This window comes from Clostridium aestuarii (genome assembly GCF_026735135.1).
GTDB classification, from domain to species: domain Bacteria; phylum Bacillota; class Clostridia; order Clostridiales; family Clostridiaceae; genus Clostridium_H; species Clostridium_H aestuarii.
Genome location: NZ_JAPQER010000004.1, coordinates 173,915 through 199,926 on the forward strand (window position 1 = coordinate 173,915; position 26,012 = coordinate 199,926).

Below are 26,012 nucleotides of genomic sequence, written 5' to 3' on the forward strand. Positions count from 1 at the left end.
AATTTAATGAATTATGATATAATTTAGATGAAAAAGTTATTTAATTTATCATTGGTAACAATATTGGAAAATGATAGATCAATGTTTATTGTGTCTCCAACTTTGCAATTAGGTGGAAGGTGAGATGTGCACAAATCCATAGTTGTTCCATTTTCAAAAATTATAAAAGCATCTGTTTTATTCATATCTAATATTTTTCCTAACATAAGAGGTCTCCTTTAAATTATTATACATATATATTTTGAGTAATTTAATTTTAAATATTCTTATATAAAATGAGTTTTACAATTTAGAGGTATTTATTTTAAGAGGTGTTAATTTTGAATAGCAATATTATTTTATGTCTAATAATGATAGTTTTAATAATTATTATCGTTAATCAATATTATAGTATAAAAAAATTAAATAAAAAATTATTATTACTAAAAAAAGGGAATGAAACACTTTATTCAATAGAAAATGAATCCAGTATGAGTGGATTGTGTGATGTTATGTTGAGTATTGCAATAGATTTGATTCCATATGCTGAAAAAGGAAGCATGCTTATATTAGAGGATGATGATAAATTTCATTTCAAAGCTATAAGAGGATTTTCTAAGGAGCTAAAGAACATTTCTTTAGATAGAGAAGAAGTGTTTTTGCATGAAACTAGTAACTTCCGTGATACAGTAATAATAAATAATCCTTCTAATTTTGATGAAAGATATATGAATACAGAAAAAAAATATATATTCGAAAATTTTAATGCTCTAAATATTAAATGTACTTTGAGTTCGCCTATTTATGTTGATAAAAATCTAATAGGAGTAATAAATTTAGATAGCATAAATCCAAATAAAATGTTTACAAAAGTTGATATGGAAACTATGAATTATATCAGAAATGAGTTTGAATTAATATTAAAGAACTTTATAATTCAAGAAGAATTGAGACATATGGCAAATTATGATGACTTAACAGGTATATATAATAGAAGACGTTTTAGATATATTTTTAATAATCAATTAAGTTATACAAGAAAAAATAATACTAGATTATGTTTGGCTTTAATTGATATTGATGATTTTAAAAGCATAAATGATAAGTATGGGCATAACATTGGTGATGAAGCTCTTAAGCATTTTACGCATGTATTAAAAAGACAAGTTAAGGATATGGGTACCTATGCTAGAATATCTGGAGATGAATTTGTTGTTTTGTTTAAAGGTTGTTCAGAGAGTGAAGCTAAAGAAATATTAAGCAATATGAAAAAATTACTTGCACAAGAAAAACTTAAGGATATAAAAGTAAATTTTAGTTATGGAGTATGTGAAATAACTAATGAAAAGATGCTATCTATAGATGAAATACTTGAGATTGCAGATAAGAATATGTATAAGAATAAAAAAACAAAATGTAAGAATATTAACATATAAAGTTAAGCATGGTGGGGAAGAATACGTTGGTTAACAAGTATACAAGTTAATCAAAAGTAATCTTCCCCACTGCAATTGAATAGGGTTATTTTAAAAATTTACTTTGAAATTCATTTTGGATAGTTTGTAGTCGTTTTGTTCCATCTATGCGCTTTTGTTTTGCTTCAGTTTGAATTTGTTTTGTTTCTTCTATACCCTGCATAATAGTTTGCCATGTTTTTTCTAAAGTTTCTATCTGAATTGAACTTCCAGATGCAAGCTGTGCTGTAAGTTTAGATTGCATTGCTGTGTTTTGAGCATTTCTAAGTAATAATTCATTAGTTTTTTCATCTAAAGCAGCCATTGCTTTAGCTTGAACTGCCTGTCTTTTTAAAGTTATAGCTTGAGTTAAGCTTTGTTTGAATATAGGAATTGTAACTATAAAAGCAGAGTTTATTTTTCTAACTAAGTTATAGTTACCTTGTTGTATTAATTTTATTTGAGGCATTGTTTGAAGTGATACGTTTTTAGCTAATTCTAAATCATATATTCGTTGTTCAAGCATTTGTAGTATTTGCATACCATTAGATAAGTTGATTTGATCTATTTGTTCTGTTGATGATTGAGATTTTCTTTCAAGTTCAGGTAATAGATTGGTTTTGAAATTTTCAATAGATGAATTACCTGCATAAATATATTTTTCAAGCGTTTCATAGTAATCCATATTTTTATTAAACATTTCTTCTAGATTATTATTTGATGTGTTTATTTCAGCTTCATATTTTTTTAGTTCAACATAAACTTTATCAACTTCTCCACCCATTGTGTGATATTTTTGTAGTAGAGCATCTATAGAATTTTTTGCTTTATTAAAAAGCTTTCCAAAGAATCCAGGTTTTTTATCTTCAAAATCCTTTATATCAAACTTGTCCATTATTTTATTAAGTTGCCTTAATAACTCGCCAGAATCCTCTACAGATGTAATTTCAATTGAATGAAGTATTTGATCAGCAAATCTTGAGATTTCAACAGCTGCATCTTTTCCAAAAGTCATTATACTGTCAGCATTATTTACATCAAGCTGCTTTTCAAGGGCTAGTACTTCAGGTGAATTTTTTACTTTTAAAGCAATTTCGTTAGTTTGTTTTTCTAAATTAACAACTTCCATAGTTATCCTCCTTTATTTGAATGGCTATTATTTTTGGAATAATATTTTCTAAATTTTAGACGAAGTGAAAACTTTATGATATCTTAAAGTTAGAAACCTATTTATCCAAAAAGATTAGACCAAAATGATTTTGATTTATTTTTGTGATTACCATTTAAATTTGGAATTTGCAAATCAAATTTAATGTTCTCTAATTTATGAATGTCATAATACTTCTCTAATATTTTTGCCTCAATGTTGTTATACCCTGTAGGCGTAAATATTATTATGTCAAAACCTATTAAATTTAAAAATGCTAAAATAATAGAATCTTCATCACTAAATATATTTTCATCATTGTCATATATAATTATCTTAGGTATTTTAAATGGAAAATCAAATTTTTGAATTAATTCAAGTATTTCTTTATCTATAGTCAATATTGTCATTAATGTTTTAAGAGTAAATTGATTATCAGTAGAGTTTTTAAATATTGATAATTTTAATAATTGATTGGTTTTATCTATTATAGCATTTTGAAGAGAAGTTTTTAAATAAGAAAATTTATAAAGATTATTTTTAAATAAATTTTCTTTTATAATTAAACCATCTTTATCAATGCAATATTGTAGTCTATATAAATCTTGTTTAGAATAATTAGTTTTAGTATAAGGTATTTTAGGTACAAAAATTACATTTTCAGAAGTTTTTAATTCTGAAAATTCATTCCAATATATATTTAAATCTGAGTGAACTCCACTAACTTTTGCAAATAAATTTGGTATATAAACAGTTTGATTTTCTATTTTAAAGCCAGGGCGCATTCTTGCTTCTTCTTTCCATAGTAATCTTAATTCATCATAGGTTGTCTTTAAAGTTAAAGGAGAGGTTTTATAATTCTCGAATTGCCAAGGTTTGTATAAACCATCTTCCTCATTAAAAATTACATTGGAAATTTCTTGAGAAGCCTTAAAGGCTGTTGTTTCCTGACGTATAATTATTTCTTCTGAAGGAAACTCTTTTAACTGAGAGATTGTATTTAATTTTAAAAGCTTTGTGTGTTCTTGGTTTTTATCTATTGCGGTAAAGATATTATCTTCATAGGAATTAATATATAATACGTCGCAGCCTATTTTTGATAGAAAAATTAAAAAATAGGCTTCATGTTTTTTTATATTTCCATAGTAAATAATTTTAGGATTATATATATTGCTATTAGAGTTTTTTAGATAATCAAATTTCTTAAATAAATTAGGTATAAATTTATGTGTCCACATAAGTAATTTTAAGACGAAGTTTTTAATTTTAGCAATATTTGTGTTCGATTCTGTATGTAAATATAATTCTAATACAGAATTAAAGCTTTTTATTACTGAGCAAGTTAAGATTTTCTCTCTAAAATTAGGGAAAACTTCAGATTCAATAAGTAATTCCATCATCATAGATTTCTGAGTTTTATCAAACCCAGTTATGTTACGCCAAATTTTTGAAGTTTTATTGATTAATTCTGAATTGTTTTCAACAGAAAGTTGATTTGTAAATTTTGTGTATAAATCACCGTAAGTAGAAAGTTTCTTATCTAATGTATACAAATCATTGTAATATTCATCTTTATTTTCTTTAATGCCAATATATCTATAGAAATATACTGGTATTATAGGTAGAGGTTTACCAACAAAGTTACCTCTTTTATCTAATGGAATATAAAAATCCTTTAATATATTATTTGAGGTTTTAAGTGAAGAAGTTATAAAGCTGTTGTAGTTAGATATATTAAAAGCTGAGTTGACATTTAAACTTACATTAGACTTTACTACGATATTTTTTAATTTATTAATTTTAAATTCTGATTTATTAGGTAAATCTAATATTTTTGAATAAGTTGCTTCTTTATCAATCAATGAGAAATCACAATCAGAAGGTGAATTTATATATATAACATCACATCCTAAACATGATAGAAAAATTAAAAAATATACTTCATGCTTTTTTATGTTACCGAAATACGTAATTTTAGGATTAAGTATTTCTTTATTGGAAGAAGAGCTTATATTAAAATCTTTCATTAGGTTTGGAATAAAATCATTTATCCATGTAATTAGTTTTAAATTAAAGTTTTTAACTTTAGTTAGATTTATATTTGGCTCTTTTTTTAGATATAAATCTAATATACAGCTAAAACTTTCTTCAATTGAAGCATTCAGTAGAGAATTATCAATAGAAGGCAATAAGTTACTATTCTTTAAAAGTGTAATAAGTATATTTATTTTGTTAGCATTAAAGTTATTTAGAGTACTTGTATTCCATATAAGCTGAATTTTATCTATTATTTTAGAATCATTTTTAAAAGGAATATTAGATATAAATTTTATATATAAATTATTTAGTTTTGATAGTTCATTATCCAATCTATATAATTGGGAATAATAGTCCTGTTCATTTTTTTTAAGTCCGATACATCTATAAAAATAAATGGGAATAGTAGGAGTGGTTCCGTTTATAAATCCAATTCTTTTATTCAAAGGACTTAATATATCTTTAAAAATAGTATTTGAAGTTTTAAGTGAAGAATTTATAAATTTACGGGTATTAATCATTATATCATGCCTACTTTCGATTAAATGTTATTAATTATATTATACAAAAATATAGTAAATAGTATCAACAGTTAAGAATAATTTAATAAGAGAAAGACGGGTTTAAATAATGCTTATGTTAGATTTAAATAGAATATATGGTATACTTATGTTACTTGATATAAGAATAAGATGAAGAGGTAGGGATTTAAATGTTTAACTTTAAAGTACATCAGGAGCTAACTTGTGTGGCAGAAGGTGATGGACATTTTTTTGCTAGAGTAGGAGCTATGGTTGCCAACAAAGGAAGCTTTACAGCAGAAAAAGTATTGTTGGACACAAATCAAAATAGAAGTCTATTAGGGTCTGTAATGAGTTTAGCAGCTAGAAAACTTACAGGAGAAAATATACCGATAATGAAGGTTAGTGGTAAGGGTACATATTATATGGCTAATAAAGCACATCATATTAGTATAATAAAATTACAGCCAGGTCAGAGTGTAGGAGTTGAAGGAGAAAATTTACTTGCTTTTACTGACGGATGTAAATATGGTGTTAGATTTATAGGAAGTGGAGTTATATCACAGAAGGGAATGTTTACATCTAAGCTTACAGCAACTGGAAATGATCCACAAGTAGCTATAACTACAAATGGTAATCCTATTATATTAGAAACACCATGTGTAGTAGATCCAGATGCAGTAATTTGTTGGACAGGAGCTGATCCTAGTTTTAGAGCAGATGTAAATTGGAAAACATTTATTGGACAATCTTCTGGAGAATCATACTTTCTTGAATTTAATAATCCAGGTGAAGTTGTAATAGTACAGCCATCAGAAAGAATTTCAGGACTTGAAATAGCAATAGACTAGAAACTAAATAAGTTTGGAGGCCAGTATATGCAGTTAAATATAGATAATCCAAATAGAAATATATGTAGGTCTTATAATAAAAGACATGGAAATTTAACAATTGAAACAAGTATAAGAGAAGAAAAAGGGAGTATTGATTTAAATCAGCCTATAAATTTAATTCAACAAAATAGGAATATTGAAAATAATAATCATAAAAATTTAGAAACTACAACAAGTACAAGTTCTGCAGAAGTATTGTCTAATGCAAATAGTACAACACATAAACAAGTAAAAAACAAATTACTATTGAACAGTATTAATATAGATAAAACAACCAATCTTCTTAGAGGACAGAAATTAAGCATAAATTCCAAAACTCAAAATTTGTCTAAATTAATGATTGGTATGGAATGGGATATAAAATTTAATGGAAGTTCTGAATTTGATTTAGATACATCAATATTTATGGTAGACGGTAATAATAATACATCAGAAGAGAATTTTATATTTTATGGTAATCCTATAAGCAAAAATGAAGGAGTAGTTATAAATAAGGATTATAATACTTCACTAAAAAAAGCATTTGATAAAGTATTACAACTAAATTTAAATGTGATTCCAAACAATATTGAAAAGCTAGCAATTACTGCAACTATATATGAAGCTGATATACGTAATCAAAATTTTGCACAAGTTTCTAATGCTTATTTAAAGCTTATAGATACGGAAACAAAAAATGAAATTTTAAGATACAATTTTAATAATGGATTGAAATCTGAAACGGCTGTTGTGGTTGCTGAAATATATAGATACAAAAATGAATGGAAAATAAATCCTATAGGCAGTGGGTTTAACGGCGGACTTGAGGCGTTATGTAACAATTACGGAATAGATATTGAATAAAAAAGAAAAGTGTGTAACACTTTTCTTTTTTAGTTGTATATATCTGAAAATTCAATTTCAGTTTTTTGTACATTTGTTTGAGAAGTGAATTTATTTGTTAAGTCTGCATTGTCATCGCTGATGATTTTAACAGGTAATTCTATAATAAATTCAGTCCCTTTACCATATTCACTTTTTACAGAAATTTTACCATCATGCATTTCAACTAAGGATTTAACTATAGACAAACCTATTCCGCTTCCTTCATGGTTTCTATTTAATAAGGGATCTACTTGTTTAAATCTCTCAAATATTTTTTCCTGTTTATCCTCTGGAATTCCAATTCCGGTATCTTTTACGGAAACTAAAACATAATCATTTTTGTCGAAAATATTTATATTTATTTCATCTCCAGGTTTTGTGAATTTGATTGCATTAGAAATAAGATTTAACATTATCCTTTCCAGCTTTTCTGCATCTATAGCCATGATTTTTTCTTCTGTATCAGTATCAAATATGATAGTTCTACATTTACCTTGAACATATTCAGCAGTTGATAAAGTTATGGTTTCAATAACTTCCACAATATTTTCATTTTGTGCATTTAACTGCATATATCCTGAATCAATTTTTGTAACATCAATTAAGTTGTTAACTAATCTTAGAAGTCGGTAACAATTTTGTTTCAAAATGTCTGTGTATTTATTTAGTTTTACAGTATTAACTTCTTTAGTATCATCATTTACATATAAAGAGAATAATTGAGCAGTCGAAAATATTATGTTTAAAGGGGTTTTTAATTCGTGAGATAAATTAGCAAAAAATTCAGTTTTCAATTTATCATACTTTACGGTTTTTTCGAATAATCTTTTATTTTCTTTTACCATGTTATTAAAACTATTTGAAAGAATACCAATTTCATCTTTACTATTGATATCAGATTGAACTGATAAATCTCCTGCTGCCGCTATTTCCATATAATTTTTAAGCTTATTAATAGGCTTAACTAGAGTGTTTGCTAAAACTAAAGCTATAATGGAACCTATTAAGAAAATAATAAATCCTGTTAATAATATTGTATTTAAAATTGCGTTGGAAGATGATTTTAAATCATCATAGTTGGCAGTAGCAACAATATACCAATCCCATGGCTCAAAGTAACTATAAGTTGCTAGTTTATAGACTCCATTAAACTCATATTCAAGTGTCCCATTTTTATTTTTTACTATTTCTTTACAAAAATTAAAGCTACTTAAATTCTGTCCTTTTATGTTTGGGTGTACAATAACATTTCCTTTTGAATTCATTATATAAACATATCCAGTTTCACCAATTTGTATATCACTAAATGTTTTTTCTAAATGAGAATTGAGTTGATTATAGCCTAATGCTAGTGCACCTACAACTTTTTGATTTTTATCTAATAGGGGTTTGTATCCTGTTATAAGCCAAGTCCCTTTTAGAAGATTTCTTCCGTAATAAGGTTTATTATTTATTATATTATTATAAATTGGAGAATTGCTAGTTATATGAGTACCAATAGCTCTTTTATTATCAATAGTGAAATTAGTAGAGATTCTTATTAAATTTTCATCCTCTATTAAGAAGATTGAAACCATTGCACCTACTGAGTATTTTATGTCATCAACAAGAGTTGTATCTAAAGTTAAGTTAGTATTTCCAGCATATAATGAAGGTAATTTGTAATTGTCAATTGTAATTTGTTGTTTATTATCTATTCTTATTTCGCCAGCGTTATTTAATAGTTTCTCAGCGAAATGTAAATCACTCCATAATTTTTCTGAAAGCAAATTATTTCTTACACTAACTGTATTATTCAGAAGCTGTATTATACGTTGGTTTTTTTCTTTTACTTCATTAAAAACTGCATTTTGTGATTTGTTACTGACTAGAAATCCTAAAACACTTACTGAAAAAACAATTAGTATTAAATAACTGATTATTAATTTAGATTTAATGTTCATAAATTTTAACCTCTTCTTATTTTGTTTGAAATAGTTACTTTTAATATTAATATATATATACTAAATTTACAATTGGTGAAGATGGCTAAATTGCGGATGTTATATAAAAGTAGTATTATAAAAGCAGGATATAATTTCACTTTTTTGGAATAATTTCAATATAAAAGAAATAGGAAAGGGTAAAGCCAATGATTTATATAACAACAGCAATGTATTGTGAAGCGAAACCATTTATTTCATATCTAGGGTTAAAAAAAGATATGAAAAGTACCAAATTTCAAGTTTTTAAAAATGATGAAGTAGTGTTAATTATTAGTGGTGTAGGAATAGTATCATCTGCTGTTGCTGTTTCACATCTACTTACTAAATATAAAGATGAAGTTTGTAATCTGTTTTTTAATATAGGTATTTGCGGAGTTAAAGATGAAAATATAAAAACAGGTAGCATATTTTTGTGTCATAAAATTATTTGTCATGATACAAAAAGAAATTTTTATCCAGACATATTGTTTAGACATCATTTTAACGAAGGTGTACTAGAAACTTTTTCTACAGTAGTAAACAACGAAATGAAACAAGAGATTGAAGGTGATTTAGTGGATATGGAAGGTGCAGGAGCATATCAGGCAGCGTGTATGTTTTTACAGCCTCATCAGATTCATTGTATAAAAATTGTTTCGGATTTATTGGATGGAGAAAATTTAACACAAAGTAAGGTTTCTGAAGTGATACAAGGGAGTGTTGAAGATATTTATGCATGGATAAAGATAAGGAAAGATGCATGGTGTCCAGATATTAAAGTATTAAATGAAGAAGAAGAGATATTACTTAATAAAATAAGAGAAAATTTTAAGTTAACTACATCAATGGATTATAAACTAAAACGTTTGGCAAAACAGTATAAGATTCGTTCGAAAAATTTAGTTGATGTTATGAAACCATTGTGTACAATTGAGTGCAAATCTAAAAATGAGGGGAAGAGATATTTTGCAAAACTTAAAGAGCAATTTATGGAACTCTGATTTTTCACATATATATATAGAAAAAAATGCAATAAACCACCCTAACACAATAAAAATTTTAGAACATTTTAAAAATTCAACTGTAGTTAAAATTGATTATTACAAAGAAATGTTTTCAAGAAGTAATCAAAGTTTTAGATCACAGAAGCAAAGTAGAAAATTAATTTTAGCTATTAAAAAAGATGGGTTAATTTATGAAGGGGCAGAGGTTTGTGAAGATTTCGGTAATGAGCATTTTTATTATACTTCGTCTATGATGAATTGTATTTATGATTGTGAATATTGCTATTTACAAGGAATGTATCCTTCTGCGAATATTGTTGTTTTTGTAAATATAGAAGATATTTTTAATGAAGTAGAAAAGTTACTTAAAAAGCATCCGGTATATCTATGTATTTCATATGATACAGATTTACTTGCCTTTGAAGGTGTTACTCTTTTTACTACTTTATGGATGGAATTTGCTAAAAATCATCCTAATCTAAAGCTTGAACTTAGGACTAAAAGTGCAAATTTTGATGCAATAAAAGATATAAAATGTTTAGATAATACTATTTTAGCTTGGACAATATCACCAGATAATGTTATTAGTAAATATGAATGGAAAACACCTTCACTAGAATTAAGACTCAAAAGTATTAAACAAGCAATACAAAAAGGTTGGAATGTAAGGATTTGCTTTGATCCTCTATTATATATAAGAGATTGGAAAAAACAATATTCTCTTTGTGTTGAGCATACATTTAAGGAGCTACCATATGATAAGATATTGGATGTGAGTATTGGAGTTTTTAGAGTTGCTAAGGATTATTTAAAAAAAATGGAGAAAGAAAGGATATATTCACCGATATTAGCTTATCCTTTTGAATGTACTAATGGAGTTTGTAGCTATTCTAAAAAACATGCAGAACAAATGATAGATTTTGTATATAAAGAAGTTTGTAAATTTATACCTAAAGAAAAGATTTATATTTGAGAGGAAGAATAATATGAAAACAGCAATTGTAACAGGAGCATCTTCAGGTATTGGGTTTGAGATTAGCAAAAAACTTTTAAAGATGGGTTATAAAATTTATGGTTTTGGCAGAGATTTTTCAAAAGTAAATTTAGAAGATACTAATTTTATAAAGATTGCTTGTGATATTACTAAGACTGGTGATTTGTGTGAAAAGATAAAAGAAATCAGAAAAAAAGAAAAAATATATATGCTCGTTAATAATGCAGGGGTAGGATATTTTGGACCACATGAAGAACTTAATCCTAAAAAAATTCATAGTATGGTAGCTACAAATTTAGAGGTGCCTATTATTTTAACTCAATTGCTTTTAAGAGATTTAAAAAAGAATAAAGGATATATTATTAATATTTCTTCAATTACTGCTAAAAAATCCAGTACCTATGGATGTGCTTATGCTGCAACAAAAGCAGGATTAACTCACTTTTCAAAAAGTTTATTTGACGAAATACGAAAAACGGGTGCTAAGGTTATAACTATTCATCCAGATATGACAAAAACAGCTTTTTATGATAACTTGAATTTTAGAGAAGGTGATATACCTGAGAGCTATATAACACCTCAATGTATTGCTGATGCAGTAAAAATGGTTTTATCTCAAAGACAGGGCACTGTAGTTACAGATATTACTCTTCAACCTGAAAGACATATGATTACGCGAAAGAAATAGTAGTGTTTTGATTAGGAATTTTAACAAAAATTATTACATGTTTAAAGTATATCTAAAGATAAGTTTAAATCTTTTATGAAATACTATAAAAGATTAGTGTAAATGTTATCAGCTATATATTTATAATTAACCAAGGAGGAATAAATTATGCCCCAAATAAAGATGCGAGGAATAAAGTTAGAACAAGTAAAGAATGCTAGTAAAGAAATGATTGATAGCTTGGAAAATATCATTAAATGTCCAAGAGATTATTTTACAGTAGAACATATACCTTCTACTTTTGTTATGGATGGTAATGTTGTAGATGGATATCCATTTATAGAAGTATTATGGTTTGATAGAGGACAGGAAGTTCAAGATGAAGTTGCAAAGAAAATAACAAGGATAATGAGAAAACAAGGATGTAATGATATGGATATTATATTCTATGCTCTTAAAAAAGATAAATATTATGAAAATGGAGAGCATTTCTAACTGAAAAAATTTACATAAAATTAAACTTGCATAACTGTATGCAAGTTTAATTGTTTACTGCTTCAAAAAAATTTTAATTATCCAATTTGTTAATTTACAGGATAATTTATAGATAACAAAATGTAATTGTATATTATCAAAGTTGTGGTTATATATCTATAGGTGTACTCTAGCCATAGGAAAGTCATTGTTAAGACCTTTAGTAAATACAAATTGATGTATGTCTATTGTTCCATAATTAAATGAAGCTGCACATCCTTGTAAATATAATCTCCACATTCGTATAAATCGCTCATCTTTGGTTTCACTGATTTTATCTAATTGAGTTTCGAAATTAGCTGCCCAATGCTCAAGTGTTTTTGCATAGTGTCGTCTTAAACTTTCAATTGTTAGAAGATGAAAATCATATTCAGGCATAAGATAAATTAATTCTCTTATGGAAGGAAGATGACCACCAGGGAAAATATATTTTGTGCTCCATGAGTTAACTTTTCTTTCATTTTGTGCTGTAATACAATGAAGTACAGATACTCCCCCTTGGTTTAAGAGTTTATTTATTGTTTCCATATATACTGGATAGTTAGCTCTACCTACGTGTTCGAGCATTCCGATACTTACAATTCTATCAAATTTTTCATTAGTTTTTGCAAGGTCTCTATAGTCAATTAACTTTACATCTACAAGTGCTTCAAGATTTTCTTCTTTAATTTTTTCCTTGGTTTTAGCATATTGTTCTTTGCTTAAAGTTATACCTAAAGCTTTAGTACCATAGGTTTTAGCAGCTTCAATAATGAGTGTTCCCCAGCCACTTCCTATATCTAAAAGCTTATCGCCTTTTTTCAAATTTAATTTTTTTAAGGTATATTTTACTTTGTTCATTTGAGCGTCATATAATGTATCGTTTGGATTAGAAAAATATCCACAGGAATAAGTCATTGTCTTATCAAGCCATAATTTGTAAAAATCATTTCCTAAATCATAATGATATTGAATGTCTTCTTTTGCTTTCTTTATTGAAGTAGGTTTCATTTTTACTATTTTACTTAAGAGCTTGTTTTTATGTAGAAAACTTTGGGTATTTCTAGATATAGCTTCAATTATTTGTTGAAGTCCACCTTCTATGTCGATTATTCCATCCATATATGCTTCACCAAAAGTAAGATAAGGGTCATCTAGAATTTCCTTTTTAGATAAAGGTTGATGAAATATTATTTTAAACACTGGCTCACCTTGTCCATATTTTTCTATAGTTCCATCCCAATACTGAACAGCTAAAGTTTCCTCCATCATTTTACTCAAAAATGTTTTTAAAAATAGTTTGTCCATTTTTACATCTCCTTTGTATTTTAAGAAAAGTGCGCAGCACTTTTTTAGTTGACGTGCAGACTGCGCCAGCAGTTAAAAATTGTAGTTTTGCATTAGCAAAACATCATTAACTTGTCAACTGCGTCTGCCAGCTTGCTGGCACAGCACGTCAACTAAGAATATTGTGACTTTATATTTCAATATAAGTATAACATTACCAAAAAAGAAAAATATTAAAACAATATAATGTTTACATTAAGTTTAAAAAATTTTAATTTTAAATCATATAATTTATCATTTATAAAACCTTATTTAGGATAATTAAATACGAACATTTAAAAGTTTTAATTATAAATGTATTGATTTATTATGTAAAAAACAAAAAAATGAATTAAAAATGAAATAAAACGTTCGTGAAAAATCTTGACTTTAAAATATGTATTTGTTAATATGTACAAGTGTTAAAAAACAGGGCAGATGAAGAAGGGAAAAGACAATGGAAACTTATTTTAAATTAAAAGAAAATGGTACAGATGTAAAAACTGAAGTTTTAGCTGGAATAACGACATTTATGACTATGGCGTACATACTTATTATAAATCCTAATATTTTGTCAGCAGCAGGAATGGATTCGGGAGCTGTGTTTACAGCTACAGCACTATCAGCTGTTATTGCAACTGCAATAATGGGATTATATGCAAAGTTGCCTTTTGCTCAAGCACCAGGTATGGGACTTAATGCTTTCTTTGCATTTACAATAGTTAAGCAAATGGGATATAGTTTTGGATTTGCATTGACAGCAGTGTTTTTAGAAGGAATTATTTTTATTTTATTAACAGCTTTTAATGTACGTGAAGCAATAGTAGATTCTATTCCAATGAATATTAAAAGAGCTATTTCAGTAGGAATTGGACTTTTTATTGCTTTTATAGGTTTAGATAATGCTAAGGTTATTTTACATCAAGAGCATAGTACAATTCTTCAACTTGGTAATGTAACAAGTGGAACAGCACTTCTTGCTATTATCGGAATATTGATTACTGGAGTATTATTAGCTAAGAATGTAAGAGGAGCATTGCTTATAGGTATTGTTGCTACAACAATAATTGGTATTCCTATGGAAATAACTCAATTACCAAATGGAATTATAAGTGCACCGCCATCTTTAAAACCTATATTATTTAAAATGGAATTTCATAACATATTTACTTTTGATATGTTTATTGTATTATTTACATTACTATTTATGGATATGTTTGATACAGTAGGAACTTTAGTAGGAGTTGCTACTAAGGCTAAAATGCTAGATAAAAATGGAAAGGTACCAAGAGTAAAAAGAGCATTATTTGCAGATGCCATAGGAACTACTTTAGGAGCTTGTCTTGGAACAAGTACAGTAAGTACTTTTGTAGAAAGTGCATCAGGAGTTGCTGAAGGTGGAAGAACGGGATTAACTGCTTTATCAACAGCGGTAATGTTTGCAATAGCATTATTCTTTGCACCATTATTTACAATAATACCATCGCCAGCTACTACACCAGCATTGATATTAGTTGGATTGTTTATGATGGAACCTATTAAAGAAATAGATTTAGTAGATTTTACAGAAGCTATACCTGCATTCTTTACTATAATAATGATGCCACTTGCATATAGTATTTCAGATGGTATAGTATTTGGAATAATAACATACATATTCTTGAAAGTTTTAACAGGAAGAGCAAAAGAGGTTACAGTACCTACATATGTAGTAGGAATATTGTTTATATTGAAGTTCTTCATATAAAATAAGCAATTGAAAAATAGTATAATGCTAAAATTACTTAGCTGTATGTAAATTTAATTATATAATTTTATCAACTGGTTAGTTATATGAAATGTAACAAAATAATATAAAGTTTATTATAAATTAGGTAGGTTATATGTTCTCTATAATATAACCTGCTTTTTTATTTTACGAAGATTCAATTAAGATGAGAAGCTTGAGAAAAAACTATTAAATTTGCGCAAAGATATATATAGTAATATTAAAGATATATTAGAATATTTTTATTTTTAAAAAGTGACGTAAAATTTATAGAATTAATAGCTGAAAACAAAGTTAACACAATATTAATAAACTTGACAATAGCTATTATTATTGGTATAAAAGGTGTATGGCATTTCTTTTTCAAAATATTTGAAAAAGAAATGCCATAAGTGTATTGTTATAAAATAAGCATATTGTACCAAAAAGGAGAGGGTATTTTGTTTAGTTGGATTAATAGTTTAGGAATTGCAGCAGTAATGCTTGTAATTATGTCATGGGTTATAAGTAAAGCTTCGGATAAATTGGGAGATGTGCTTCATATACTTGGTATTAAATTAAGAATACCAACATCGGTTAGAGGAGCAACTTTTGATGCTATTAGTTCATCTTTCCCAGAGTTTTCAACAGCTATGATTGCAGTCTTGGTTTATAAGGACTTTACAAATGTAGGGGTTCCTACAATTGCAGGTTCTGGGATTTTTAACGTGCTTCTTATTCCTATGGCAAGTATTTTAGCCTTTAAAGGAAAAAATTTATTGATAAAGGTAGATAGAAAAGTTGTTTATCGTGATATGATTTTCTATACATTATCAGTAGTTACTTTAGGCGTTTTTACATATTTAGGTAGTTACAATATGATTTCAGGAGCTGTGCTAGTAAGTATATATTTTGCATATATTTATGTTCTTTATAAGCAAACTAAGGATTATAGAGCTTCTTTATCAGAAAAAGAAGCCGCAGTAGAAGAAGCAGAAGCAGTTACATTAGCAGAAGCAGAAGAAGATGAAGAAGAGGACATGAGTTATGGTGCAATATTATTATGGATAGCGATAAGTATAGCAATAATTTGGGTAAGTATAGATGCTGTTATTCAATCAGCAACAGTTGTTTCAACTGCATTACATATACCAAAATACATTGTATCTGTAATTATAATAGCAGCTTGTACATCTATACCAGATACTCTTTTATCTGTTAAATCTGCAAAAGAAGGAGATGCAGAGGGTGCTGTTTCTAATGCAGTAGGTTCAAATATATTTGATATATGTGTTTGTTTAGGATTTCCAATGTTTATAGCAGGTAACACTCTACCAGCTAATTTTTCACAAAACATAGGAGTATTAATTTTCTTAATAATATCTATGCTTACAACAGCACTACTTTTACTTAAAAAAGATGGTGTTACTAAAAAAGATGCATTTATTATGTTAGCTGTTTATGTCGTTTTTTTAATATATGTAGTAGGTGTAGGAATAGGAGTATTTGTATAATACTTAAGTAAAATAATCATAATCGACGATTTATCTTTAACTTTAAATGTAAAAGGTAAATCGTCGATTATTATATAGACAGTGAAGTATATATATTTAAAAGTTGAAAATTCAGAGGTTAGAGTGAAAAAATATCTATAACTTTCAATTCTCAACTGAATTAATTGGGTGGTGATAAATTTGAGATTTTTTAGTGATTTAAGTGAAACTGAAAAAGAAAAAGTTTTTTATAAAAAGCCTGCAGAATTTACGAAAGACATACCTAAAGAGTACTTATCGTTAGCACTAGGAGCAACATTATATATGCCAGCTATAAAAGATGATATTGTAGATGTTATTTTAAAGAATAAATATGAAAGATTAACTTCTTTAGTATTGTGTTTAGAAGATTCTATTCCAGAAGAGAGAGTAGAAGAAGCAGAGAAAAATGTAATAAGAGTTTGTATTGAAATCACAAAGGCGTTAAAAGAAAATATATGCAAAGAAGAAGATCTTCCTTTGATTTTTATTAGAGTAAGAAATACAGAGCAATTTAGTAGATTGTTAAATCAAAAAGAGGTTTTTGAGCCTATAACTGGTTTCTGTTTCCCAAAGTTTGATTCTAACAATGGAGAAGAATACTTGGATATTCTAAAAAAGTTTAATGAAGGAATGTCTCGTGAAATGTATTGTATGCCTATTTTAGAATCTAAAAATGTAATATACAAAGAAACTAGAATAGAAGAATTGATAAAAATAAAAAATATGATATCTAAATTCGAACAATATATATTGAATATTCGTATTGGTGGTACTGATTTTTTAGGTCTTTATTCAATTAGAAGAAATATGGACAATAGTATATATGATATATGTGTGATACGTGATTGTATTACAGATATAATTAATATATTTTCAAGAGCAGATAATGAGCATACTATATCAGGAGCGGTATGGGAATATTTTAACTCTAATCCAGACAATAGAATGCTAAAGCCTCAATTAAGACGAAGTCCTTTCCGTGAACATTTAGGACAGGATGGTATTGAAAAAAGAAAGTATTATGTAGAGAGATGTATAGATGGACTTATAAAAGAAGTAGTTTTAGACAAGGCTAATGGAATTATTGGTAAAACTATAATTCATCCAAGTCATATTTCAGTTGTAAATGCTTTATATGTTGTTACAAAGGAAGAGTATGAGGATGCTGTTGCAATTTCAGAAGCTCAAAAAAAAGGGGCATATAAAAGCACATATAACAATAAGATGAATGAAGTTAATCCTCATTTAAATTGGGCAAATAAAATTTTGAGAAGAGCGTATGTGTATGGAGTTTTGAACGAAACTCAGAACTATGTTGATTTATTCTAGGGGGATAATATGAAAAATAGATTAAATATTTTGAATAAAATTAATGTGGATATTAAAATTTCAGAAAACCCATTCGATTTTGAATTGAAAGATTTATTTTTAATGGCTGCAAGAAAAAATCCTAAAAGAGCTTTCTTATTTGTTAGTACACTTTTAGGAAAACATATTCCTCTAAACCCTAAAAAAGCTATGTTAACAGGAAAATTATTAGGAATTATGTTATCAAAAAAAATACAAAATACTTATAGACAAGATTTTGATACTAAATTAATAGTTCAAGCTTTAAAAGACGAAATAAATTTAGATAGAGCAATTGGTTACACAAATAACAATTTAATTTTCATGCAAGAAAGCACTCTTTTTATAGGATTTGCTGAAACTGCTACAGCTCTTGGTAATACTGTGTTTTCACAATTTCAAGGTGAGAATGTTTTTTATATTCATACAACTAGAGATGAACTTTTAGAATGTAATTCTGCTTTTGATTTTGAAGAAGAACATTCACATGCAACAAGTCATTTTTGTTATCCTTTAAAAGAAGAATTTTTATCAAAATTTAAAAGAGTTGTTTTAGTAGATGATGAGATTACAACAGGTAAAACAGCTTTAAATTTAATAAGAGCAATAAATAAAAAATATCCTAATAAAGAATACGTTGTAGTTTCCATATTAGATTGGAGAACAGAAGAATATATGAATCAGTATAAAATTGCTGAGAATGAGTTAGAAATAAAAATAGATGTTATTTCATTGTTAAAGGGAGAAGTTGAATGTGATAGTCCTTCTATAGAAGATATGAAAGTAGAATATCAAAATAGTGAGGATATGGAAATAAATGAGTTTTATGAAAGTTATTATGAAGATGGTGTCTTATATGCTGAATTTAATAGGAACTGTTTATTCAAAGCTAAAAATTCAGAAGAAATTACTACAGTAAGAAATTATCTATTTAAAACAGATAAGTATAAGACATTTACTAGAAAATTATGTGGTGGAGAAGGAAAAATATATGATTATTTAAATTTTAGTGGAAGATTTGGAATGAATGTTAAGCAACTAAATGTCATTGAGGGTAAATTAGATAAAATAGTTAATGTAATGAGACCTTTAGAGGATAATATTCTTGTATTGGGTACAGAAGAGTTTATGTATACACCAATGGTTATGGCTTCGAAAATAGATGGGGCAAGATATCAATCCACTACTAGAAGTCCTATATACTCTAGTATAGAAGAAAATTATGCAGTAAAAAGTGCAGCAATATTTAAAAATCCTTTTGATAAAGATGTTATGAATTATTTGTATAATGTACAACAAGAAATGTATAGTGAAGTTATATTTGTAACGGAAAGACAGATAGATGATAGCAGTAAAAGAGAATTGGTTAATTTGTTTCAAAATGTAGGAATTCTAAAGATAAATTTTGTATATTTCCTAAAGAATTAGTGAGGAGGAGTACTTTAATGAGATTTGAAGGTATAAAAGAACCTGCTCCTATGGGAAGCTATTTAGCTGAAGATGTTAAATTCCTTTTAAAAGATATTTCTGGAATGATAAAGGAACAGAGCAATGAAGAAAGAGAAATGATTATGCAAAATGGTGGTCATTATTCCGAAATGCTTCCTATAGAATATTTTCCAACAGAAGAATATATGAATATATTTTATAAAACACTGGAGCATACAAAATATAAAGTCGCAAGGGCGGCAGCAGTGGTAGGAGAATTAATATATAAGGAAAAAGGAGATAATGTAGTTATTGTATCTTTAGCCAGAGCAGGAACACCTATTGGGATTTTAATAAAAAGATATTTGGAAATAAAATATAAGAAGAAGTTTCCTCATTATAGTATATCCATAATAAGAGGAAAAGGAATAGACGAAAATGGAATAAAGTATATACTTAATTATCATAATCCAGAAGATATACAATTTGTGGATGGATGGACAGGTAAAGGAGCAATTAATAGAGTATTAAATGAGGCTATGAAAGATTTCTATGAGAAGTATGGCATGAAAATAAGTGATGAACTAGCGGTTTTAGCAGATCCAGCTCAGTGTGTATCGCTATATGGAACACGAGAGGACTTTTTAATTCCATCAGCTTGTTTAAATTCAACTGTATCTGGGTTGGTTAGCAGAACTGTTTTAAGAGATGATATTATAGGAAAAGATGATTTCCATGGAGCAAAATACTATAGAAAATGGATAGATAAGGATGTTTCAAGATTTTTTATAGATACAATAACAAAATGTTTTAAAGAGACTGATATTGAGGATGAACTCAATAAATTGGATATGAAAATTTATAATAAAGGAATTAAAGAAGTAAACGAGATAAAGGATAAGTATAAAATAAAAAATATTAATTTAGTAAAACCAGGGGTAGGGGAAACTACAAGAGTGCTTTTGAGGAGAATACCTTGGAAAATACTTGTCAATGATATAAATAACCCTAATCTTAAGCATATTTTGATTCTTGCAGAGAATAAAAAAGTTCCAGTAGAAGAGTATAAGAATATGACTTACTCTTGTTGTGGATTGATAAAATCAAAAGTAAAGGGGAGCGTACAGTGATTTTTGCATCTGATTTAGATCGTACACTGATTTATAGTAGAAGATTAATAGAAGAAAATGATAAAAATAGTGTATTAGTTGAACGATATTTAGGAGAAGAACTTAGTTTTATGAAAGAAAGTGTAATAAATAAACTAAAAAAACTAAGAAACAAGGTTTTATTTATTCCTGTTACTACTCGTACTATTGATCAGTATAATAGGATTTTTGGAATTAAAGATGAAATTAAACCTAAATATGCTATTGTGAGTAATGGAGGAAATATATTAATAGATGGTCAAATTGACACTGAATGGAGAAATAAAATAAAAACAGATGTAGATAAAATAATAAATTATAGATTTATAGAAAAGAGATTTCTTCAAAATTTTAAGGATACATCGTGGATTAACAAAATGATATTTAGAGATGGTTTGTTTTTTAGTATTCATTTTAAGGATAAGAATTTAATTGATATTGAAGAATTAGAAAATTTTAAACAATGGGCTGAAAAAAATCATTGGAAAGTATCTCTTCAAACAAGAAAATTATATTTAGTTCCTGAACCAGTGAATAAGTGGTCAGCACTTATATATATAAAAAATAAGGAAAAAAAGAAAAAAATAATATCAGCAGGAGATTCTTTTTTGGACTATCCATTATTGATTAATGCAGATTATTCCATATGTGCAGCTCATGGTGAATTAAAAGAGTTAATAGAGAAAAATGACGTAAAGCAGAAACATATTACTATGACTGAAAGAATTGGAATTAATGCATCAGAGGAAATAATATCTATTGTAGAAAACCTAGTATAATAAAGATTCTACAATAACCTACAATATTTGATTTTTAAATTCAGAATTATTATAATAATATTACAGTGTAAAAAATTTCATAATTTTAAAATAGAATAAATATGTAGAAAATAAAAGAAAGAAGGTAATAATATGGCTGTTAGTTTAAAAAAAGGACAAAAGGTAGATTTAACTAAAACAAATCCAGGTTTAAAAAAAGTTATAGCAGGATTAGGTTGGGACACAAATAAATATGATGGTGGAAATGATTTTGACTTAGATACAGCTGCTTTCCTAACTGGAGCAGATGGAAAAGTAACAGCAGATACTGACTTTGTTTTTTATAATAATTTAAAAAATACTTCAGGATCAGTAGAACATCTTGGTGATAATCGTACAGGAGCAGGAGAAGGCGATGATGAGCAAATAAAAATAGAATTAGATAAGGTTCCTGCAGAAATTCAAAAAATATCATTTACAGTAACTATTCATGATGCTGAGGCTAGAAGTCAAAATTTTGGGCAGGTTTCGAATGCTTTTATAAGAATCTTTAATGAAGAAACTAATGAAGAATTAATAAGATATGACTTAAGTGAAGATTATAGTATAGAAACAGCAACAGTAGTTGGTGAATTATATCGTCATAATGGAGAATGGAAATTTAGTGCTGTAGGAAGTGGATTTGAAGGTGGACTTGGTGCACTTTGCGGCAATTTTGGAATAAATATTGGATAATTTAAATTAGTTTAAAGTTTAGAAGCAATTTAGTTGAGTGGTTCTAAAGGAGGAGTTAAAATGGGAATTAATTTATCAAAAGGTCAAAAAATTAATTTATCAAAAGAAGTTCCAGGATTAAAAGAGGCTATAATTGGGTTAGGATGGGATACAAATAAATATGATGGTGGACAGGATTTTGATTTAGATGCTTCTGCATTTTTAGTTGGAAATGATGGAAGGGTAAGTAAGGATTTAAACTTTGTATTTTATAATAATTTAAAAGATCCAAGTGGTGCTGTTACACATACTGGAGATAACAGAACAGGTGAAGGAGAAGGCGATGATGAGGAAATTATAATTGATTTCTCTAAAATACCTGAAGATATTGGTAAAATAGCAATTACAGTAACTATATATGATGCTGAAAATAGAAGCCAAAGTTTTGGGCAAGTTTCAAATGCTTTTGTAAGATTAGTCAATAAAGAAACTGGAGAAGAAGTTTTACGTTATGATTTATCAGAAGATTTTTCAATAGAAACTGCTTTAGTATTCTGTGAAATATATCGTCATAATGGAGAATGGAAATTTAGTGCTGTGGGAAGCGGATTTCAAGGTGGACTTTCTGCACTTTGTAAAAATTACGGATTAGACGCTTAAAACAAGGTACTAGGATTTGGTACTAGAAAAAAAGGTGTTAGGAAATAGGAGTTAGTTAGGTACTAGGAATTTACCATAGCACCTAGTACCTAATAAATGGGAGGTAAAGTATGGCTATTAATTTACAAAAGGGTCAAAGAATTAGCTTAACAAAGGATAATGATAGTTTATCAAAAATAATGGTTGGGCTCGGATGGGATCCTGTAGAGCAAAAAAGTAAAGGATTATTAGGTGGTATATTTGGCGGAAGTACTTCTCCAAATGTAGATTGTGATGCATCTGTATTTATGTTAGATGAAAATGATAGAATAAGATCAAAAGAACAAATAATTTATTTTGGTAACTTAAAACATAAAAGTGGAAGTGTTCTTCATATGGGTGATAACCTTACAGGTGATGGAGATGGAGACGATGAGCAAATTCAAGTAGAGCTAAAAAGAATTCCACAAGATATAAATAAATTAGTTTTTGTAGTAAATATTTATGATTGTGTAAAACGCAAACAGCATTTTGGAATGATAAAAAATGCTTTCATAAGAATTGTAAATAGTTCAAATAATCAAGAGATGCTTAGATATAATTTAACTGATGATTATGCAAACAAAACATCATTATATGTAGGCGAAATTTATAGACACGGAAATGAATGGAAGTTTGCAGCAACAGGTGAAGGAGATAGTTCAAAGAGTATAGGAGAAATGATTAATAGATATAAATAATAAGAATATTGTGTAACAATAAAGAATATTGCTTTGCAATATTCTTATTTTGTGTTATTGAAAAAATGAAAGCCTGAGGATGCATATAAACGCTGAGGTTCAATTTATTTAACGTGTAAATAAAGAGGTGAATTAGGTATGAATAATAATATAAATATATTGGTAGTTGAAGATGATACTGATATAAATAATCTTCTGTGTAAAATGTTAAGTAAACAAGGATATAACGTAAGAGGAGCTTATTCAGGTTCGGAAGCCAAAATGTGTGTTGAACAATATGACTTTCAACTTGTTTTACTTGATTTAATGCTGCCTGGTGTAAGTGGAGAAGAACTTATTTCACACATAAGAAAAATAAAAACTATACCTATTATAGTTATTTCTGCAAAACCTGGACAGGATATAAAAATAGAAGTGTTAAAGCTTGGTGCAGATGATTTTATTTCAAAGCCTTTTGATATTAAAGAGGTTTTAGCAAGAGTTGAAGCACAGTTAAGAAGGTATATGGTGTTTTCAAATGTAAATGAGAAGCAAATTATTTTAAAACATAAAAATTTAATTTTGAATCGTGAAACTGTAGAAGTCAAACTTAAAGGTAAGCATGTTTTGCTTACAGCAAGAGAATTTACTATATTGGAACTTTTAATGTCTTACCCTAATAAAGTATTTACAAAAGCTAATTTATTTGAAGAGGTTTGGCATGATGAATTTTTAGGAGATGACAATACAGTAAATGTTCATATAAGCAATCTTCGTTCAAAATTAGCTAAAATTGATTCTGATGCAGAATATATTCACACTGTGTGGGGAATTGGATTTAAAATGAGTGATTAAACTTAAGACTTTCTTAAGTTTTTCTTTAGGTTATCTTGTAGATTATATTTTAATATATAATCATGCAAGAAATGAGGAGGGAAACTTAAATGTCAATAACAGTACTTAAAACTAGAAATCTTACTAAAAAATATAGTAGGCATCTAGCTGTAAACAATGTAAATATAGAGATAAAACAAGGTGAAATATATGGTCTCGTTGGTAGAAATGGAGCTGGTAAAACTACATTACTTAAAATGATAAGTGGACTTACAATACCATCAAGTGGAGAAATTGAAATGTTTGGTGAAACATCAAACGGTGGATTAAATAAATCAAGAATGAGAACGGGATGTATAATTGAAACACCAAGTTTTTTTCCATATTTGTCTGCAAAGAAAAATCTTGAGTATTATAGAATACAAAGAGGAATTTTAGAAAAAAAATGTGTAGATGAGGTTCTTGAATTTGTAGGGCTTCAGGACGTTAGAACTAAAAAATTTAAAAACTTTTCACTTGGAATGAAGCAGCGTTTAGGTTTAGCACTTACTTTAATGGCAAGTCCAGATTTACTTATTTTAGATGAACCTATCAATGGATTAGATCCTGAAGGAATCGTAGAATTTAGAGAAATATTATTAAAAATGAACAGAGAAAAAAATGTTACAATAATTATATCTAGTCATATATTAGGAGAACTTTCACAGCTTGCAACTACCTATGGATTTATCAACAACGGTAAGTTTCTAGAACAAATATCAGCAAAACAATTAGAAGAGAAATGCAAGAGTTGTATAGCAATGAAAGTAGATAATACAGAAAAAGCTTCTGTTATAATTGAAAAACAGCTTGGATGTAGTGAATATGAAGTTCTAAATGGAAATGAAATAAGATTATATGAGAGAATAGATGCTCCAGGAATAGTAAATAAGACTCTTATAGATAATGGAGTTATAGTATCTTCAATTAATAATGTTGGGGTAAATTTAGAAAACTACTTTATTAAATTAATTGGAGGTGCTCATCATGCTTAATTATATAAAAGCAGAACTTTATAGAAATTTTAATAGGAAATATTTTTGGGTTTATACAGTAGGAATAGCCATATTATCGCTAATACTTAATATACTTTTATTTAATTATGGTACAAATGTAGAATTAACTATGTTATTTGAAGCTTTAAATAATTTTTTAACTACAGGTTTGTTTTTAGTACTACCAATGATTGATATGACTACTGCTGAAGAACAAAAGAATCAAACATTAAAAAATGTTGTTTCTTTTGGTATTTCAAGAAACAAGTTGGTTTTATCAAAAATAGTTACAGCAGTTATTCTTGGTATTATATCAGTTTGTATTATACTAACTGTATTTTTAGGAAGCGGAGCGATTCTATTAGGGATTGGAGAACAATTTTCAATAAATATATTAAATGATTTTATATTAAGATTATTAGTGTCAATAATATTATGGATTGCAGCTATATCAGTAGGTACATTTTTAGCATTCTTTTTTAAGAATAGCACAGTATTTGCATTCGTTTATGCAGGTGTGTTTTTTATGATAAGGAGTATTATTAGTTTACTTGAACTATTAGTTTCTGATAAATTCAAATGTGTAAAGGATATTCTTATTACAACTCAATTTAGAAATTTATCAGTACAATCAGTAACAAATGATACTTTAATTTTTGCAAGTGTAGTGGGACTGATATATATTATAATTTTTACAATTTTAACTATGTTATATGTTAAAAAGATGGAAGTAAAATAAAAGGAGA

At 27.4% G+C, this 26,012-nt stretch carries 24 protein-coding genes; 19 read left to right on the top strand and 5 right to left on the bottom strand.

Annotated features, from left to right (window positions below; genetic code table 11):
* Positions 1-23: 23 nt before the first annotated feature.
* Positions 24-206 carry a hypothetical protein gene (locus OW763_RS11300; protein ID WP_268041249.1) on the bottom strand — a complete coding sequence of 61 codons (183 nt, stop codon included), beginning with the start codon at positions 204-206 and terminating at the stop codon, positions 24-26.
* A gap of 114 nt (positions 207-320) precedes the next feature.
* Between OW763_RS11300 and OW763_RS11305 the strand changes: the two genes are divergently transcribed.
* Entirely contained in the window at positions 321-1,415 is a 1,095-nt protein-coding gene (locus OW763_RS11305; protein ID WP_268041250.1) for a sensor domain-containing diguanylate cyclase, read from the top strand.
* Between the two features lie 85 nt (positions 1,416-1,500).
* Here the strand turns inward: OW763_RS11305 and OW763_RS11310 are convergent, their stop codons facing one another.
* Both OW763_RS11310 and OW763_RS11315 read right to left on the bottom strand, forming a co-directional pair.
* On the bottom strand, positions 1,501-2,562 hold the full coding sequence (locus OW763_RS11310) for a toxic anion resistance protein (RefSeq protein ID WP_268041251.1): 1,062 nt from the start codon (positions 2,560-2,562) through the stop codon (positions 1,501-1,503).
* 101 nt (positions 2,563-2,663) lie between these two features.
* Positions 2,664-5,138, bottom strand: a complete 2,475-nt coding sequence (locus OW763_RS11315; RefSeq protein ID WP_268041252.1) for a YceG family protein — start codon at positions 5,136-5,138, stop codon at positions 2,664-2,666.
* 191 nt (positions 5,139-5,329) lie between these two features.
* Between OW763_RS11315 and OW763_RS11320 the strand changes: the two genes are divergently transcribed.
* Both OW763_RS11320 and OW763_RS11325 read left to right on the top strand, forming a co-directional pair.
* Complete coding sequence (locus OW763_RS11320) at positions 5,330-5,989, top strand: AIM24 family protein (RefSeq protein WP_268041253.1); 660 nt, start codon at positions 5,330-5,332, stop codon at positions 5,987-5,989.
* A gap of 27 nt (positions 5,990-6,016) precedes the next feature.
* Positions 6,017-6,874, top strand: coding sequence for a TerD family protein (locus tag OW763_RS11325; protein ID WP_268041254.1), 858 nt, complete (start codon positions 6,017-6,019; stop codon positions 6,872-6,874).
* Positions 6,875-6,903: 29 nt separating this feature from the next.
* Here the strand turns inward: OW763_RS11325 and OW763_RS11330 are convergent, their stop codons facing one another.
* Complete coding sequence (locus tag OW763_RS11330) at positions 6,904-8,838, bottom strand: Cache 3/Cache 2 fusion domain-containing protein (RefSeq protein ID WP_268041255.1); 1,935 nt, start codon at positions 8,836-8,838, stop codon at positions 6,904-6,906.
* Between the two features lie 188 nt (positions 8,839-9,026).
* Here OW763_RS11330 and OW763_RS11335 point away from each other — a divergent pair, with 188 nt between their 5' ends.
* The 4 genes from OW763_RS11335 (at position 9,027) to OW763_RS11350 (ending at position 12,019) form a co-directional block, all read left to right on the top strand.
* Positions 9,027-9,860 (top strand): 5'-methylthioadenosine/S-adenosylhomocysteine nucleosidase family protein, encoded by an 834-nt coding sequence (locus tag OW763_RS11335; RefSeq protein ID WP_268041256.1) that lies wholly within the window; start codon positions 9,027-9,029, stop codon positions 9,858-9,860.
* A complete protein-coding gene (locus OW763_RS11340) occupies positions 9,826-10,836 on the top strand; it encodes an SPL family radical SAM protein (RefSeq protein ID WP_268041257.1) in 1,011 nt (336 codons plus the stop codon). Before OW763_RS11335 ends, OW763_RS11340 begins: the two co-directional genes overlap by 35 nt.
* 13 nt (positions 10,837-10,849) lie before the next feature.
* Positions 10,850-11,545, top strand: a complete 696-nt coding sequence (locus OW763_RS11345) for an SDR family oxidoreductase (RefSeq protein ID WP_268041258.1) — start codon at positions 10,850-10,852, stop codon at positions 11,543-11,545.
* Between the two features lie 147 nt (positions 11,546-11,692).
* Entirely contained in the window at positions 11,693-12,019 is a 327-nt protein-coding gene (locus OW763_RS11350) for a DUF1904 domain-containing protein (protein WP_268041259.1), read from the top strand.
* A 156-nt stretch (positions 12,020-12,175) separates the two neighbouring features.
* Here OW763_RS11350 and OW763_RS11355 read toward each other — a convergent pair whose 3' ends face one another.
* A complete protein-coding gene (locus tag OW763_RS11355; RefSeq protein ID WP_268041260.1) occupies positions 12,176-13,345 on the bottom strand; it encodes an SAM-dependent methyltransferase in 1,170 nt (389 codons plus the stop codon).
* Positions 13,346-13,820: 475 nt separating this feature from the next.
* On the opposite strand from OW763_RS11355, the gene OW763_RS11360 reads away from it, so the two are divergent.
* The 12 genes from OW763_RS11360 to OW763_RS11415 all read left to right on the top strand — a co-directional run bounded on the left by OW763_RS11360 (position 13,821) and on the right by OW763_RS11415 (position 26,005).
* Entirely contained in the window at positions 13,821-15,110 is a 1,290-nt protein-coding gene (locus tag OW763_RS11360; RefSeq protein ID WP_268041261.1) for an NCS2 family permease, read from the top strand.
* A 461-nt stretch (positions 15,111-15,571) separates the two neighbouring features.
* Positions 15,572-16,624 carry a sodium:calcium antiporter gene (locus OW763_RS11365; RefSeq protein WP_268041262.1) on the top strand — a complete coding sequence of 351 codons (1,053 nt, stop codon included), beginning with the start codon at positions 15,572-15,574 and terminating at the stop codon, positions 16,622-16,624.
* A 180-nt stretch (positions 16,625-16,804) separates the two neighbouring features.
* Positions 16,805-17,974 (top strand): HpcH/HpaI aldolase/citrate lyase family protein, encoded by a 1,170-nt coding sequence (locus OW763_RS11370; protein ID WP_272507432.1) that lies wholly within the window; start codon positions 16,805-16,807, stop codon positions 17,972-17,974.
* Between the two features lie 9 nt (positions 17,975-17,983).
* Positions 17,984-19,420, top strand: a complete 1,437-nt coding sequence (locus OW763_RS11375; protein WP_268041264.1) for a phosphoribosyltransferase family protein — start codon at positions 17,984-17,986, stop codon at positions 19,418-19,420.
* Between the two features lie 17 nt (positions 19,421-19,437).
* Positions 19,438-20,550: a cysteine protease StiP family protein gene (locus OW763_RS11380; RefSeq protein WP_268041265.1), complete on the top strand. Its 1,113-nt coding sequence runs from the start codon at positions 19,438-19,440 to the stop codon at positions 20,548-20,550.
* A complete protein-coding gene (locus OW763_RS11385; protein WP_268041266.1) occupies positions 20,547-21,347 on the top strand; it encodes an HAD family hydrolase in 801 nt (266 codons plus the stop codon). Before OW763_RS11380 ends, OW763_RS11385 begins: the two co-directional genes overlap by 4 nt.
* A 132-nt stretch (positions 21,348-21,479) precedes the next feature.
* A complete protein-coding gene (locus OW763_RS11390; RefSeq protein WP_268041267.1) occupies positions 21,480-22,061 on the top strand; it encodes a TerD family protein in 582 nt (193 codons plus the stop codon).
* A gap of 60 nt (positions 22,062-22,121) precedes the next feature.
* Positions 22,122-22,700, top strand: coding sequence for a TerD family protein (locus tag OW763_RS11395; protein WP_268041268.1), 579 nt, complete (start codon positions 22,122-22,124; stop codon positions 22,698-22,700).
* Between the two features lie 110 nt (positions 22,701-22,810).
* Complete coding sequence (locus tag OW763_RS11400) at positions 22,811-23,419, top strand: TerD family protein (RefSeq protein ID WP_268041269.1); 609 nt, start codon at positions 22,811-22,813, stop codon at positions 23,417-23,419.
* 138 nt (positions 23,420-23,557) lie between these two features.
* Positions 23,558-24,253 (top strand): response regulator transcription factor, encoded by a 696-nt coding sequence (locus OW763_RS11405; RefSeq protein ID WP_268041270.1) that lies wholly within the window; start codon positions 23,558-23,560, stop codon positions 24,251-24,253.
* Positions 24,254-24,342: 89 nt separating this feature from the next.
* The gene (locus OW763_RS11410; RefSeq protein WP_268041271.1) at positions 24,343-25,266 is read left to right on the top strand and encodes an ABC transporter ATP-binding protein; all 924 of its coding nucleotides are present in this window, start codon (positions 24,343-24,345) and stop codon (positions 25,264-25,266) included.
* Positions 25,259-26,005, top strand: a complete 747-nt coding sequence (locus OW763_RS11415; protein ID WP_268041272.1) for an ABC transporter permease — start codon at positions 25,259-25,261, stop codon at positions 26,003-26,005. Before OW763_RS11410 ends, OW763_RS11415 begins: the two co-directional genes overlap by 8 nt.
* Positions 26,006-26,012: the final 7 nt, after the last annotated feature.

Coding starts and splice junctions, on each gene's coding strand:
- OW763_RS11335 (WP_268041256.1), top strand. CDS start 9,027: ATGATTTATATAACAACAGCAATGTATTGTGAAGCGAAACCATTTATT.
- OW763_RS11320 (WP_268041253.1), top strand. CDS start 5,330: ATGTTTAACTTTAAAGTACATCAGGAGCTAACTTGTGTGGCAGAAGGT.
- OW763_RS11375 (WP_268041264.1), top strand. CDS start 17,984: ATGAAAAATAGATTAAATATTTTGAATAAAATTAATGTGGATATTAAA.
- OW763_RS11360 (WP_268041261.1), top strand. CDS start 13,821: ATGGAAACTTATTTTAAATTAAAAGAAAATGGTACAGATGTAAAAACT.
- OW763_RS11310 (WP_268041251.1), bottom strand. CDS start 2,562: ATGGAAGTTGTTAATTTAGAAAAACAAACTAACGAAATTGCTTTAAAA.
- OW763_RS11330 (WP_268041255.1), bottom strand. CDS start 8,838: ATGAACATTAAATCTAAATTAATAATCAGTTATTTAATACTAATTGTT.
- OW763_RS11410 (WP_268041271.1), top strand. CDS start 24,343: ATGTCAATAACAGTACTTAAAACTAGAAATCTTACTAAAAAATATAGT.
- OW763_RS11325 (WP_268041254.1), top strand. CDS start 6,017: ATGCAGTTAAATATAGATAATCCAAATAGAAATATATGTAGGTCTTAT.
- OW763_RS11380 (WP_268041265.1), top strand. CDS start 19,438: ATGAGATTTGAAGGTATAAAAGAACCTGCTCCTATGGGAAGCTATTTA.
- OW763_RS11355 (WP_268041260.1), bottom strand. CDS start 13,345: ATGGACAAACTATTTTTAAAAACATTTTTGAGTAAAATGATGGAGGAA.
- OW763_RS11395 (WP_268041268.1), top strand. CDS start 22,122: ATGGGAATTAATTTATCAAAAGGTCAAAAAATTAATTTATCAAAAGAA.
- OW763_RS11350 (WP_268041259.1), top strand. CDS start 11,693: ATGCCCCAAATAAAGATGCGAGGAATAAAGTTAGAACAAGTAAAGAAT.
- OW763_RS11405 (WP_268041270.1), top strand. CDS start 23,558: ATGAATAATAATATAAATATATTGGTAGTTGAAGATGATACTGATATA.
- OW763_RS11345 (WP_268041258.1), top strand. CDS start 10,850: ATGAAAACAGCAATTGTAACAGGAGCATCTTCAGGTATTGGGTTTGAG.
- OW763_RS11390 (WP_268041267.1), top strand. CDS start 21,480: ATGGCTGTTAGTTTAAAAAAAGGACAAAAGGTAGATTTAACTAAAACA.
- OW763_RS11315 (WP_268041252.1), bottom strand. CDS start 5,138: ATGATTAATACCCGTAAATTTATAAATTCTTCACTTAAAACTTCAAAT.
- OW763_RS11400 (WP_268041269.1), top strand. CDS start 22,811: ATGGCTATTAATTTACAAAAGGGTCAAAGAATTAGCTTAACAAAGGAT.
- OW763_RS11415 (WP_268041272.1), top strand. CDS start 25,259: ATGCTTAATTATATAAAAGCAGAACTTTATAGAAATTTTAATAGGAAA.
- OW763_RS11300 (WP_268041249.1), bottom strand. CDS start 206: ATGTTAGGAAAAATATTAGATATGAATAAAACAGATGCTTTTATAATT.